The organism is Solirubrobacter ginsenosidimutans, from assembly GCF_027587205.1.
Window position 1 is genome coordinate 116,761 of the sequence record NZ_JAPDOD010000021.1, and the last position, 13,847, is coordinate 130,607.

Below are 13,847 nucleotides of genomic sequence, written 5' to 3' on the forward strand. Positions count from 1 at the left end.
GTGGCGAATCGCGAGCGCCTGCTCGACGTCGCGATGACCGCCGTGCTGCGCGACGGGGAGAAGATCCCGATGGCCACGATCGCCGCCGAGGCGGGTGTCGGCGTCGGCACGCTCTACCGGCACTTCCCGACGCGCGAGCTGCTGCTCGCCGCGCTCGTCGAGCGCTCCTTCGCGCTCGTGCTGGAGAACGCGCGCCACGCTGCCGCGCTCGACGGCACCGCCCTCGCCGCCGTCCGCGAGTTCATGCACCGCGCGCTCCGCGACCGCGACCGCTTCGTCCTGCCGCTGCACGGCGGCCCGCCCACGTTGAACGCCGAGATCGCGGCGTTGCGCGCCGAGGTCCGTGTCGTGCTGCAGACGATCCTCGATCGCGGCGTCGCCGCCGGCGAGGTGCGCGACGACGTCACCCCGATCGACATCATCGTCGCGGCCGCCTTGCTCTCACGGCCGCTGCCCAATGTCGAGCGATGGGATGACATCGCCGCGCGCCAGATCGAACTGTTCCTCGCGGGGATCAGCCGGCGGTGACGCGGACCGCGCGAGCCTTGACCGCCGCGATGGTCGCGGTTCCCGCGAACGCCGCCGTGATCGAGATCGAACCCTTCCGTGGTGCCGTCAGCGTCGTCTTGAACTGGCATGCCGAGTTGAGGCTCACGGTCTTGCGAGCGACGCGCTTGGCCTTGAGCTTGGCGTCGATCGTCACCTTGCCTCCGCAGCCTTCGGCCTTCGCGACCGTGCTCGGCAACTGCAGCGTGCCCGAGACCGTGAAGCGGTACGGCGCCTGCCTGTCGCGCTTGGGAGCGACCTTGATCGAGAGCGCGCGTGGCGCAGCCGGCCTCGTCGACGCCGGAGTGGTGGTGAGCGGGGTGACGGTCTCGTCGAGCGCCGCGTCGGAGGCGAGGAAGTCGTCGTCACCGGTGAAGTGCGCCGTGACGTGGTGAACACCCGCGGTCGCGAACGTCCGCGTGAAGCCGACCGTGCTCCCGTCGCCGTCCAGCGTGATCGCGCCTGGCACGGCTTGGCCGTCGACGGCGGAGGAGAGGACGCCGCTCGGCCACCAGTTGCTCGGGTCGAGCGAGTTCACGAACAGGCTGAACGCGACAGGCTGGCCGATCACGACGGGGTTGGGCGATGCCGTGAGCGCGATCACCGTACCCGCCTGGTTCACGGACACGCTCGCACTGCCGGAGCTGGTGGTGTAGTTGCCGTCGCCCGGGTACACGGCGACGAGCGTGAACGCGAACGCGGGGAGCTCGACGACGCGGCGCGAGACACCGTTGTCGAGGGCGGCGTCGCCGAGTCGCACGCCGTTGACGAAGTACGACACGGACCCTGTCGGGGGCCCGAGCGGATTCGCCGGCCCCACCGTGGTCTGGATCGCGATGTCCTGCCCTGCCACACCGGTCGTATCGGGCGTGACCCGCAGGAGTGTGGTCGTGGTGGCCTGGATGACCGTCAGCGACGTCGAGCCGTCGCTGCCGAGGAAGCCGGGCGCCGGGAGGTACTTGGCGAGGACGGGATGCGTCCCGGTGCGCAGCGCCCCGGTCTGGAGCTGCGCGGAGTGGCCGGACAGCGCGACCGGGCTGCCGATCGGCGCGCCGTCGAGCGAGAACTGGACCGAGCCGAGCGGCACGGCGGCCGGCGTCGTGGTGTCATCGACGGTGGCGGTCAGGGTGGCCGTCTGCCCGTGAGCCGGCTGCGTCGCCGGCGTGGTGACCGTCGTCGTGGTCTGGTCGTCGGCGGCCGCGACGGCGGGCGCGCCGAAGAGAGCGAGCGCGGCGACGATCCACGCGGCCGCGCCAACCTGCGAGAGGTGCATGGTTGACCTCACTACTCGTTGAGTTGACGCCCGCGACGCTATGCCCGGGCGCAGGACACGGCATCGGGCGAACACCCGAACTTCCCGCGCTCGGACGCCCTATATCACCGGGCTCATCCGGGAGGAGGAGCGGGGGCGCCGGAATCTCGGCCTTGCGGAGGAGGGCCGACGGTGCCCCGGTCCGACGACAGGCCCGGTGCGCGGCCGGAGACTCGTGGGCATGCCCCGAATTCGACTCACCGTGGCCGCGCTACTGCTCGGCGGCCTCGCGTTCAGCGCCGCCGCGCAGGCCGACACCGCGTGTCCGGATGGTGCCCGCTGCGCGCACCTCACCGTGCCGCTCGACCGCAGCGACCTCAGCCAGGGGACGATCGACGTCGCCTATGCGCTCCTGCCCCGCACCGATACGAGCCGCCCCGCGCTCGGGACGATCGTCCCGAATCCCGGCGGCCCGGGGCAATCCACGATCGCCAGTGCGGGGCTGTACACGGGGGCGCTGACGCCGCTGCGCAAGCGACGTGACCTGTTGCTGATCGATCCTCGCGGCACGGGGCAGTCGGGCGCGCTGCCGTGCCCGAGCCTCGCCGCGCGCGACCCGCTGTCACTCGACTACGCCGGGGTGCAGGCGGTGTGCGCGGCGGACACCGGTCCGCGTGCACGCTTCTATGGCTCGGCCGCCGTCGCCGATGACATCGACGCCGTGCGCGCGTCGCTCGGCGTCGACAAGCTCGACCTCTGGGGCGACTCCTACGGCACCTACCTGATGCCGGTCTACGCCGCACGCCATCCGCAGCACGTGCGCTCGATCGTCCTCGACGGGGCGTACCCGATCGCCTTCGACCCGTGGGGTCGCGACGTCCTGCGCGGCACGCGCCGGGTCATCGGGCTCGTGTGTGAGCGCACGCGGCGCTGCTCGGGGCCGCGCGTGCTCGAGCAGATCGAGCAGCTCGCGCGGCGCCTGCGCCGCCACCCGGTGCACTTCAGCGCCGAGAGCCCGATCGGGCGCGTGCCGCTGAGCATCGGCGAGCGCGAGCTCGCCAACGTCGTCTATGGCGGCGGCCACCCCGAGGTGTACGGCTTGCTGCCCGCCGCCGTCGCCGCCGCGCTCGACCACGACTACGCGCCGCTGCAGCGGATGGTGGCGGTCGACCGGATCGGCCAGGCCGGCTCGCTGCTGCTCGACCCCTCCGTGGTCAGCTTCGGCGGCCAGACGGCGACCACGTGCCATGACTACCCGCGTCCGTTCAGCCTCGCCGCCACCCCCGCCGAGCGGCGCGCCGCGTATGACACCGCTCTCGCCGCGCTCGACCCGGCGCAGTTCGCGCCGTTCTCACCGGACGCGTGGCTGAGCACCGGCATCGAGGGCGGCCCGAAGTGCCTGGACGCGATCGCCGACCCGACCGCCGGCTCGCCCGTGCAGGGCCTGGCGATGCCCGACGTGCCCGTGCTGGTCCAGTCCGGCGACCTCGACACCAACACGCCGATCGAGCAGGGACGGCTCGCGGCCGCCCAGTTCGCCCACCCGATCAGAGGCATCGTCGCCAACGCCGGGCACACGCCGGACCTGCAGCCCTGCGGCGTGGCCATGGCGATCGACTTCATCGAGCACCTGACGACCGACCCGGACCGCTGCCGGCACGCCGGCCGGCCGCCCGTGGTCGCCGGCCGCCCAGCGCGGCGGGCCGCGGAGCTCGCGTCCGGGCCGGTGCGGCGCGCGGTCGCCGTCGCGGTGGCGACGCTCGCCGACGCGCGGACGGCCGCCACGTACAGCGGCATGACGGGTTCGCTCGACGCCCTCCGCGGCGGGACCTACGTCGTGAGCGAGAAGCGGGTGCGCTTCGCCGGCGCCCGCGTGGTGAGCGACGCCAGGGCCGACGGCACGTTCGCGGTCGGCACCGGGATCGCGCGGCTGCGGTTGCGCGGTCCAGGCGTGCCACACGCCGTGCTCACGCTCACCGCCACGCGGGCCACCGGGACCGTGGCGGGCCGCCGCGTCGCGGTTCGCCTCCCGTAGTCGCGTCCGATTGGCGCGCCGGGCGGCTACGTTCGGCGCAACCCATGCAGCTGCGAACCTTCATCACCACCACATCCGCCGTCGCCGCGCTCGTCGCGCCGGCGGCGGCGCAGGCACAGGCCGGCGGCGACACGGGCGTCGGCGGCGACGTCCACAGCTTCATGGAGCTGTCGCTCACGCAGCCGGCCCAGGGGTTTGCCGCGTTCGCGCGGGCGAAGTCCTATGAGATGTCGATCGTCGCGCGGGCGACCGCGACCGACGCCCCGAGCTCGCTGTCGATCGCCGACGGTGACGTCGTCAGCGGGTCCAAGGCCGGGCACCTCACGATCGGCGCCAAGCGCCTCTCCGCGCCGCTCGAGGCCGCGGTCGGGAAGGGAGCCTTCATGCCGCTCGGCAGCTCCGTCGACCCGCTGCTGGTGCGGTGGTCGAGCATCACGGCCCGCGCCACGGCGACGGTCAAGCTGCGCCAGCGGGTCACGGCCAAGCGCACCGGCAGCTACCGCAAGCTCGTCCTGGTCACGCTGTCGAGCGAAACGCCCTAGACTCGGCCGCGTTGGGCGGCCCGAGCAGCGGGGGACGTGAAGCGTGACGACCGAGATCGCGCGGTTCATGCGCAGGCTCGAGACGCTGTGGGATGAGCACGTGGCGGCGCTCTTGGAACGCCGTGACGTCGACGCGGCGATGCGCGACATGACGGCGGCCCCATCCGTCCGGCACCTCCCCACGATGACCGGCGCCGACGGCCGATCGGCGGTCGATCGCTTCTACCGCGAAGCGCTGCTGCCGCATCTGCCCGGCGAGCTCGGGTTGACTCGGCGCTCACGGACCGTGGATCGCTTCCACCTCGTCGACGAGCTCACGGTCTCGTTCCTGCACGACTGCGAGCTGGCTTGGCTGCTCCCGGGAATCGGGCCCACCGGGCGCCGCGCGTCCGTGGCCGCGATCGTCATCGTCGACTTCGAACGCGGCGCCATCGCGTCCCAGCGGACGCTGTGGGACGGCGCCTCGCTGGCGACGCAACTGGGCGTGGGGATCAATGGCGATCCTGTTCGTGACCGGGGTTGAGGACCCCGCGACGTGGGTGCCGGCGTTGCGCGCCCGGCTGCCCGAGGCGCGCGTGTACACCGAGGCGGACGCGTTCGACCGGCGCGAGATCGAGATCGCCGTCGTGGCCGCGCCCCGGGCGGGCGCGCTGCGCGACCTGCCGGGCCTGCGCCTGGTGCAGTCGCTGTGGATGGGGGTCGACGGCCTGGTCGCGGATCCGACCGTGCCGCGCGGGGTGCCGATCGCGCGCATGGTGGACCCGGAGATGACGAGCCAGATGCCCGAGGCGGCGCTGGCGCACGTGCTGCACCTGCATCGCCTCCACGACGTCTACGCCCGCCAGCAGCGCGAGCGCGAGTGGCGGCAGTGGCCGCAGCCGCTCGCGGGCCGGCGCGGCGTCGGGGTGCTGGGCCTGGGGCAGCTCGGCGCGCGTACGGCCGCGGTGCTCGCCGCGGCCGGCTTCCGTGTGCACGGCTTCAGCCGCAGCCCCAAGCGCATCGACGGCGTCGAGACGCACACCGTGCTCGCCGCGAGCGAGATCCTCGTGAACCTGCTGCCGCTGACGGCCGGGACGCGCGGCCTCCTCGACGCGCCGCGCCTGGCTTGGCTCCCGCACGGCGCGTGCGTGGTGAACCTCGGCCGCGGCGAGCACATCGTCGACGCCGACCTGCTGGCGGCGCTCGACGCCGGCCGCCTCCGGCATGCCGTCCTCGACGTCTTCGACCAGGAGCCGCTCCCTCCGGACCATCCGTACTGGACGCATCCCGCGGTCACCGTGATGCCACACGTCGCGGCGCAGTCCACGCCGGAGAGCTGCCTTCCGGTCGTCGCGGAGAACGTCCGCCGCCTGGCCGCGGGCGAGGCGCTGCTGCACCTCGTCGACCGCGACTCGGGCTACTAGCGGTCGCCGTCCTGGCAAGATCGCGGCATGGAACGTGTGCTTGGAATCGGTGGGTACTTCATCCGGGCCGCCGACCCGGCGGCGCTGGGCGCGTGGTATCGCGACTGCCTCGGCCTGGACGCCGATGCGAACGGCCTCTGGCGTCAGGGCGAAGGCCCGACCGTGTTCGCGACCTTCGAGTCTGAGACCGACTACTTCGGGTCTCGCGGGCAGCAGACGATGCTCAATTTCCGGGTCGGGGACCTGGATGCGATGCTCGCGCAGTTGCGCGCCAAGGGAGCGGACGTGGCGGAGGCGACGCAGGACATGGAGGGCGTCGGCCGATTCGGTTGGGTCACCGACCCTGACGGCAATCGGGTCGAGCTGTGGGAGCCTGCCTGAGGGCGCGGTGGGTGGGAGTGACAGGGGCAGGCTGCGGGCCACGCCGGGGGATACCGTGACCGGCATGGACAGCGACAACCGCCTCGGTGAGTTCCTCCGCGCCCGGCGCGAGCGCGTCCTCCCGGACGCGGTGGGCCTGCCGGGCGATGACCGGCCGCGCCGGGTGCCCGGGTTGCGCCGCGAGGAGCTCGCGCAGCTCGCCGGCGTGAGCACGAACTACATCGTCCGGCTCGAGCAGGGACGCGATCGGCACCCGTCGCCGTCGGTGCTCGATGCGCTGGCCGGCGCGTTGCAGCTCGACGAGGCCGCGACCACCCACCTGCATCAGCTCGGCACGCCGACCGGCGAGCGTCCCCGCGCCTCCCGGCGTCGGGGAGCCGATGCCGTCTCGCCCGCGGTCGAGCGACTGCTCGAACGCCTCGACGGGCTCCCCGTCTCGGTGATGAACCGCTTCGGCGACGTGCTGGCCACCACGCCGCTCGCCGCCGCGCTGATGCCGGGCCTGTCCGCCGGCGTCAACGCCTACCGGGCGACGTTCCTCGATCCCGGCGTGCGCGAGTTGTTCGGCGACGGCTGGGACCGGATCGCGCGCAGCGTCGTGGCCGGGCTGCACGCGGTCAGCGCCGACGCCGCCGGCGATCCCCGCCTCGTCGATCTCGTCGGAGAGCTCTCGCTCGAGAGCGAGGTCTTCCGGCGGCTGTGGGCGCGCTACGACGTCCGGCCGCGCGTCGGCCGTGGCACCACCGTGCTGCATCACCCGCAGGTGGGGAGGGTGGAGCTGACCTGGGAGAAGCTGGAGATCAGCGGCTCTCCCGGCCAGACGCTCGTGATCCACCAGGCCGAGCCGGGCAGCGCGTCCGAGCAGGCCCTCGCGCTCCTCGCATCGCTGACGGTCGCGCCCGAAGCTCGCGCGCCCGCCCCCGCCTGACCCGCCTCATCCCTGAATCTCGCACTACCCGTCCCAAGGGAGAAACCCCCATGCCCGAAACCGTCCTGGTCACCGGAGGCTCCGGCTTCCTCGGCCTCCACACGATCGTCGCCCTGCTCGACCGCGGCTACCGCGTCCGCACCACCGTCCGCTCCCCCGCGCGCGAGGCGCAGGTGCGCGAGATCGCGGGCGACCGCGTCGAATTCTTCACCGCCGACCTCCTCGCCGACGAGGGCTGGGCGGCCGCCACCGCCGGCGCCGACTTCGTCCTGCACGTGGCGTCGCCCTTCCCCGGGGTTGCGCCCGACCACGAGGACGACCTGATCATCCCCGCCCGCGAGGGCACGCTGCGCGTCCTGCGCGCCGCTCGCGACGCCGGCGTCAGGCGCACCGTCGTGACGTCCTCGTTCGCCGCCGTCGGCTACGGCCGCGCCGAGTTCGGCGACCACGTCTTCACCGAGGCGGATTGGACCGACCCGACGGCTGACATCGGCGCCTACATCAAGTCCAAGGCGATCGCCGAGCGCGCCGCGTGGGACTTCGCGCGCGGCGACATGGAGCTCGCGGTCGTCAACCCGGTCGGCATCTTCGGCCCCGTGCTCGGCCCCGACCACTCCGCCTCGATCGGGCTGGTCTCCGCGCTGCTCGGCGGCGCGATGGCCGGCGGGATGCCGCGACTGGCGTTCTCGGTCGTCGACGTCCGCGACGCCGCTGACCTGCACCTGCGCGCGATGACCGACCCCGCCGCCGCGGGCGAGCGCTTCATCGCCGCGGCGGGCGACGGCGTCTGGCTCGCCGACATCGCCCGCATCCTGCGCGAGCACCTCGGCGAGGCCGCTGCCAACGTCCCGACGACCGAGTTGCCGGACGAGGTCGTCCGCGCCAACGCCCCCGCATCGGACCCGATGGCCCGCGAGGTCGGCAACTTCCGCCACCTCAGCGCCGAGAAGGCGCGACGGGTCCTCGGGTGGGAGCCGCGCTCGACCGAGGAGGCGATCCTCGCCACCGCCGAGAGCCTGCTCGGGCTCCCGGTCGCCTAAGCCGCGGCGACCAGGCCGACCGTCGACGCGACGAGCTCGACCGAGCGCAGCCGCGCGTCGATCGTGTCGGCCTGGTGGGCGACGATCAGCTCGTCGGCGTCCGCGTGGGCGCGGAAGTCCTCGAGGTAGGTCTTGACGGTGTCGGGGGTGCCGAGCGCGGTGTAGGTGAGCATCTGCTCCACGTGCTGGCCCTGCGGCGAGCGCAGGACGAACTCGAGCTCCTCGTCGGTCAGTCGCTGGCCCGGGCGGCTGAACAGGCTGCGCGCGAACATCCGCCGGCGCCGCTCCAGCTGTTCCAGCGCGACGGACTCGCTGTCGGCGGCGAGGACGTTGACGGCGGCGATCACGTGCGGGCGCTCGAGCTGCGCGGACGGCTGGAACTGCTCGCGGTACACGCGCACGGCGTCCTGCAGCGCGGCGGGGGAGAAGTGCGACGCGAAGGCGTACGGCAGGCCGAGCGCGGCGGCGAGCTGGGCGCCGAAGAGCGAGGAGCCGAGGATGTAGAGCGGGACGTTGGTGCCGCGGCCCGGGATCGCGTGCACGGTCGGGATCCGCGTCTCGCCCGACAGGTACCCCTGCAGCTCGAGGACGTCCTGGGGGAACGTGTCGGCCGCGCTCGCGTCGCGCCGCAGCGCCCGCATCGTCGCCTGGTTGGTGCCGGGCGCGCGGCCGAGGCCGAGGTCGATCCGGTCGGGGTGCAGCGAGGCCAGCGTCCCGAACTGCTCTGCGATCACCAGCGGCGCATGGTTCGGGAGCATGATCCCGCCGGCGCCGAGCCGGATCCGCTGCGTGTTGGCCGCGATGTGGGCGATCACGACCGACGTCGCCGAGGAGGCGATCGACTCGAAGTTGTGATGCTCGGCGTACCAGACCCGCGCGTAGCCGAGCTCCTCGGCGTGCTGTGCCAGCCGGACGCTGCCCTCCAGCGCCTCGCGCGCGGTCTGCCCCTCGGCGATCGGAGCGAGGTCGAGGATGGAGAGCGGCACGGGCGGCGTCATTCCTCGCAAGCTAGCAGATAGATAGTCGGCCCAAACTATCTACCTGCGGTACAGTCAGCGCCGCCGTGCCACGGACGACCACCGCACCCCCGGAGACGCTCGAGCGCCTCGAGCGCGCGCTCGTCTCGCTGCTCGCCTGGCTCAACGATCGCGAGACGCTCGGCGACCTGGCGCAGCGCTCCGGCCACGACCTCGCACCCGCCTCGTGGTCGCTGCTCGAGTACCTCGACGCCCGCGGGTCGATGCGGGTGTCGGACATCGCGGCCTGCCACGGCGTCCACACCTCCTCGATCACGCCGCGGCTCCAGCGCCTCGAGCAGGCGGGGCTGATTCAGCGCAGCACCGATCCGGCCGACGCGCGGGTGTCCATCATCGCGATCGCTCCCGCTGGGGTGGGCGCGCTGCAGAGCATCCACGCTGCCCGCCAGGAGGCGCTCGCGGCGGCGCTCACGGGTTGCGCGAGTGGGGAGTTGGACCGCGCCGCCGAGATATTGAGTGGTCTCGCCGAGGGCTTGCGCCTGCGGTGATCTAGGGACGAAAGTCAACTGCGCCGGGTGGGGGAGAGGGAGTGGCGAGCCACCCGTCCCGGTCTGCCGTGGGTCCGGCTCGCGGCGCGGCTCTGTTGGCCCGAGATGCCGTGCTGGGATACCGACAGTTACGGGCGTGGGCTGGTCAGTGTGTCCCGCACTCGCGGTATTCCTGGTCGCCGTGGTCGACCGTGCGCGTTTGCGGGGGCCGGCCCCGCGGGTTTCGATCAGGTTCGCACTCGTCGAGCTGGCGCGTTGGAGGGGGTGTTTCGACTTGGTTCACAGGGGGTGAACCAAAACGAACTACCCCCTCGCGCATGACCTCGTTGGTCGCCGAAACCGATCACCGGCAGGCCCGGCGCGGACGGGGGTGTCAATGCCACGCCCGTACCGGTCGGTGTCGCAGCACGGCAATTCAACCCAACAGAGCCGCGCGCCGAGCGGGTCCACGACAGTCAGACCCGAAGGGCGCGCCACTCCCTCCCCCCTCACCGGAGCAGTTGACTTTCAAGCCGACAGTGCGAAACGTGCCGACCGCGGCGGGCGCGGCCGGCACGGATCGCGTTGGGTACCCCTCTAGGGCGTCGTCGTCGACAACGTGAACGTCAGCGTCTTGCTGTACGCCCCCGTGCGCAGCGCGTCATTCGCGCCGATCGACTGCTTGAACTCGAGCGCGACCGCGTCGTTGGAGATCGGCGCGCTCCACGTCAGCAGGTTCAGCGGCGAGGCCGAAGAGCCGACGTTGTTGTAGGCGGTGCCGGTGTTGGCCGCATTGCGGGCGCGGGCCTGCAGCGGCTGCGGGAGCGAGAACGTCCCGTTGACCAGATGGCCGGTGGCGAAGCTGGACGGGTCGGCGACCGAGAGGAGCGCGTCACCCGCCGTCGATGTCACCGTGGCGGTGGTGGCCGCGAAGTAGTCCTTCGCGACACCCGGCGTGAACGCGCCGAACGCGGCCGGCACGCCCAGCGAGAGCGAGAGCGTCGCCGGCACCGTGCCGCCGACCGTCCCGCCCGGGCCGGACACCGAGGAGATCGGCGCGTCGAACGCCTGCACCTCGTCCTGGGTCGTCTGGAAGGCCACGAGCGCGGACCCGCCGCTCGCGATCTTCAGCGCGCCCGCCTCGGTCACCGGCAGCGTGATCACCTGATGACCCGCGGTGATCGTGCGCTTGGTGTCGGCCACGACGCGACCGCTCATGTCCGGTGACCAGGCCGGAATCGAGCCGTCCGTCAAAGCGCACGCCGAGAGCCCGTAGTCCGGCGCCGGGTTCGTGGCGGGCGCGCAACTGGTGTTGAACACCGGCGTGTAGCCCTTCTCGCCGTCGTAGAGGAACGCGTGCAGCGTGCCCGGGCCGGCGGCGTCGATGTCGATCGTCACCGAGCCGGTGCCGAGCACCGCGCTATTGACGGTGATCCCGCGCGAAGCGGGCGCCGGCACGCGGCCGGAGATCGGCACGCCGTTGCGCGCGGACTGGGCGATCGTCTGCGGCGAGTCGATCCCGTTCAGGTTCGGGTTCGACACGTTCGGGGCGGGCGGGGTCGTCGGGCGGCCCGCCGGCGGCGTGTAGCCGGGGAGGGTCGCGTGGCCCCAGTGGTACGGGTCGGACTGGACCGAGCCGAACGTCGACCACGCCATCCGCGTGCTCTGATCGATGTGACGGAGCGTCGTCGTGCCCGCGGCCGAGGTGTCGTCCTCGTCGTAGGGCGTGATGTTCAGGCCCATGTTGTTCGGGTCGACGGCGGCCGGAAGGTCCGCCATCGGGATCTTGACCTCGAGGTTGTAGCCGCCCTCCGCGCCGTAGGAGTGAGGGACGGTCGTCGAGTTCGAGCCCACCCACGTCGCCGTCGACTTGACGATCACGCCGGGGGCGTTCGGGGCGTCGGACACCGTCGCCGCGAGCGGCCCGGTCGAGAAGCCCTGATGGTTGTCGGCGTCACGCGACCAGCACGGGCCGTTGACGCCGTTGCCGTTCGTGTTGCCGGGGTCGTTGGTGAACGGGAAGATGCCGAGCTTGAACGTGTTCGCGGTGTCCTTCAACACCTGCGAAGCGTTGCCGCGCGGGTCGATGATGATCTCCACCGAGTCCGTCAGCCAGTGCGCGACGCACTCCTCGGGCTTGGCGGCGTAGGACTGGAAGTCGTCCTTGATGTGCATGAAGAAGTACAGGTCGTCGCCGTTGCGCGTGACCTTGGCGTACGTGCTGTTGGCGGTGCCGGTCGCGCTCGAGGAGCCGCAGTCGACGCCGACGGGGGCGCAGTCGCGGGTCGCTCCGCCGGGCTCCCACTTGCGGCCGATCTCCAGGGCCTCGCCGGTGTACTCGCCGGCGCTCTCGGTGCCGTCCATCGTCGGTGCGGTCGTGGCCGCGGGAATCGACGTCTTCGGGACGATGCCGAGCGTCAGGTCCTCGAACCCGGTCCCGGTGGCGCCGTAGGTCGTCGTGATGCGCACGTTGACGTTGCCCGTCTGCGAGTCCGCGGGCGTGGCCGTCGTCGGCAGCGTCGCGTTCGTGAACGAGTTCGAGACGGTGAAGTTGACCGTCGTGTCCGCGCCCGGCGCGAGGTTGGTGTACGGCTTCGACGTCGCGTCGGCCGTGACGTTGGTGGGCAGCGTCAGGCTGACCGTGCCGCTCTGGGCCGTGGCGCCCCAGTTGTGGACGACGACCGGAAGGGTGAAGGTCTCACCGACGCCGGTCGACTGGATCGCGGCCGAGCGGCCGAGGCGGCGCGCCGAGGGCGCGGTGTTCTCGAGCCAGCTGTCGAACTCGGCCCAGTTGCCCCAGCGCTGGAAGCGGCCCTCGACGGGCGAGACCACGCGCACCACCTGGTCCGTGTAGCCGCCGACCGCGCCGACGGTCCACGTGGCCGAGACCTTGAAGTTGGTGTTGACCGCGGCGGTGGCCGAGGGTGTGACATTGAAGGTCACGGTGGTGCCACTGGAGGTGACCGCCCCGACCGCCTTGGCGGCATCGACGGTCCAGCCGGCCGGGACGTTGAGCGTCGCGGTGCCGGCCGGGATCGTGGTGCCCGCGGGCGCCTTGACGTTCAGCGTCGCCGTGAACGGGACGCCGGGTGCGTTGTAGAACCGGTCGAACGTCAGGTACTCCTGCGTGCCCAGCGGCAGTCCGCCCGGATCGGCCTTGACCGCGCCGTAGAGGATCGCGTCGTCTTTGCCGGCGTTGGCGTTGGCCGTGCCGTCCGGGTTGACGTTGGGCTGGAACGGCACGAAGTTGTTGGTCATGCCGAAGCGCGAGCAGGCCGCGGCGATCGTGCCCATCTGCATCACGCGGCTCTGCGTCGGGTACGCCGACTGGCCCTCGGACGCGACCTGCGCCCAGATCTTCGGCGTGCCCGCCGGGCGGCCCTGGATGTTGCCGGGCGGCCACAGGTACGGCGAGTCATAGCCCGTCCACACGCCTGCGACGTTGTCGACGCCGGTCGGGGTGAAGCCGGTGGTGCAGTCGGCGGCGGTCGTCGTGCCGCCGGTGCCGGCGGTCGCGCCGCCGCTGAAGGCCTTCTTGACCTGCCAGGTCGACAGCGCGTTCGGGCCCGTCAGCTGCTCCGGGAACATCGTCGGGTCGGCCGCGGCCTTGATCCCTTCCCAGATGTAGCGGCCGGCCTGCTGGTGGTTGCCGTGCCCGACCGCGAGCGTCGGCGAGAAGCCGATGTAGATGTCCGGCTGCGTCATGCGGATGATCCGCGTGACCCGGCGCAGCGTCTCGTCCTCGCCCCAGAACGTCTGCGTCAGCGGCGCGCTCTGGTTGTAGAAGAAGTCGACGCGGTCGAGGTTGAAGATGTCGACGGTGCCGGAGCGGAAGTGCGCGACCCGGTCCTCGTTCTCGCGCCGCAGGCCGAGCGACGGGCCGATCTCCGAGGCCACGGCGTTGCCGCCGCCCTCGCCGCGGGTGACCATGATGATCCCGCACTTGACGCCGTAGCGCTGGTGCCAGACCCCGCACGGACCGATGATGCTGGTGTCGTCGTCCGGATGGGCCCACTCGCCCATCACGTTGATCTTCACGGCCTTGTCGGCCGTGTATGGGGCCGCGCTCGCGCCGCGGGCCGCTCCCAGCAGCACCGCCAAGGCCGCCATCAGAACCACGCCGAATCGCTTCACGTCGCTCGCTCCCTCCACGCTCGCACCATTTCGCACGACTTCGAACACGCAACCTATTCCTGCTTTTCGGCGCCTGTCAAGT

At 72.2% G+C, this 13,847-nt stretch carries 12 protein-coding genes; 9 read left to right on the forward strand and 3 right to left on the reverse strand.

Annotated elements, in window-relative coordinates; translation table 11 throughout:
• A complete protein-coding gene (locus tag OM076_RS21710) occupies window positions 1-528 on the forward strand; it encodes a TetR/AcrR family transcriptional regulator (RefSeq protein WP_270042161.1) in 528 nt (175 codons plus the stop codon).
• Here the strand turns inward: OM076_RS21710 and OM076_RS21715 are convergent.
• Window positions 515-1,819, reverse strand: a complete 1,305-nt coding sequence (locus tag OM076_RS21715) for an Ig-like domain-containing protein (protein ID WP_270042162.1) — start codon at window positions 1,817-1,819, stop codon at window positions 515-517. The genes OM076_RS21710 and OM076_RS21715 overlap by 14 nt on opposite strands.
• 220 nt (window positions 1,820-2,039) lie before the next feature.
• Here OM076_RS21715 and OM076_RS21720 point away from each other — a divergent pair, with 220 nt between their 5' ends.
• The 7 genes from OM076_RS21720 (at window position 2,040) to OM076_RS21750 (ending at window position 8,127) form a co-directional block, all read left to right on the forward strand.
• On the forward strand, window positions 2,040-3,833 hold the full coding sequence (locus OM076_RS21720) for an alpha/beta fold hydrolase (protein ID WP_270042163.1): 1,794 nt from the start codon (window positions 2,040-2,042) through the stop codon (window positions 3,831-3,833).
• A gap of 44 nt (window positions 3,834-3,877) precedes the next feature.
• Window positions 3,878-4,375, forward strand: coding sequence for a hypothetical protein (locus OM076_RS21725; protein ID WP_270042164.1), 498 nt, complete (start codon window positions 3,878-3,880; stop codon window positions 4,373-4,375).
• Between the two features lie 43 nt (window positions 4,376-4,418).
• Entirely contained in the window at window positions 4,419-4,898 is a 480-nt protein-coding gene (locus OM076_RS21730) for a hypothetical protein (protein WP_270042165.1), read from the forward strand.
• Window positions 4,870-5,778, forward strand: a complete 909-nt coding sequence (locus OM076_RS21735; protein ID WP_270042166.1) for a 2-hydroxyacid dehydrogenase — start codon at window positions 4,870-4,872, stop codon at window positions 5,776-5,778. Before OM076_RS21730 ends, OM076_RS21735 begins: the two co-directional genes overlap by 29 nt.
• A gap of 27 nt (window positions 5,779-5,805) precedes the next feature.
• Complete coding sequence (locus OM076_RS21740; protein WP_270042167.1) at window positions 5,806-6,159, forward strand: VOC family protein; 354 nt, start codon at window positions 5,806-5,808, stop codon at window positions 6,157-6,159.
• A gap of 64 nt (window positions 6,160-6,223) precedes the next feature.
• Entirely contained in the window at window positions 6,224-7,087 is an 864-nt protein-coding gene (locus tag OM076_RS21745; RefSeq protein ID WP_270042168.1) for a helix-turn-helix domain-containing protein, read from the forward strand.
• A gap of 50 nt (window positions 7,088-7,137) precedes the next feature.
• On the forward strand, window positions 7,138-8,127 hold the full coding sequence (locus OM076_RS21750) for an SDR family oxidoreductase (RefSeq protein ID WP_270042169.1): 990 nt from the start codon (window positions 7,138-7,140) through the stop codon (window positions 8,125-8,127).
• Here the strand turns inward: OM076_RS21750 and OM076_RS21755 are convergent.
• A complete protein-coding gene (locus OM076_RS21755) occupies window positions 8,124-9,125 on the reverse strand; it encodes an LLM class flavin-dependent oxidoreductase (RefSeq protein ID WP_270042170.1) in 1,002 nt (333 codons plus the stop codon). The two genes, OM076_RS21750 and OM076_RS21755, sit on opposite strands and share 4 nt — an antisense overlap.
• A 65-nt stretch (window positions 9,126-9,190) precedes the next feature.
• Here OM076_RS21755 and OM076_RS21760 point away from each other — a divergent pair, with 65 nt between their 5' ends.
• Window positions 9,191-9,652, forward strand: a complete 462-nt coding sequence (locus tag OM076_RS21760) for a MarR family winged helix-turn-helix transcriptional regulator (protein WP_270042171.1) — start codon at window positions 9,191-9,193, stop codon at window positions 9,650-9,652.
• Between the two features lie 576 nt (window positions 9,653-10,228).
• On the opposite strand, the gene OM076_RS21765 is transcribed toward OM076_RS21760, so the two are convergent.
• Window positions 10,229-13,765: a PIG-L family deacetylase gene (locus OM076_RS21765; RefSeq protein WP_270042172.1), complete on the reverse strand. Its 3,537-nt coding sequence runs from the start codon at window positions 13,763-13,765 to the stop codon at window positions 10,229-10,231.
• Between the last annotated feature and the right edge of the window lie 82 nt (window positions 13,766-13,847).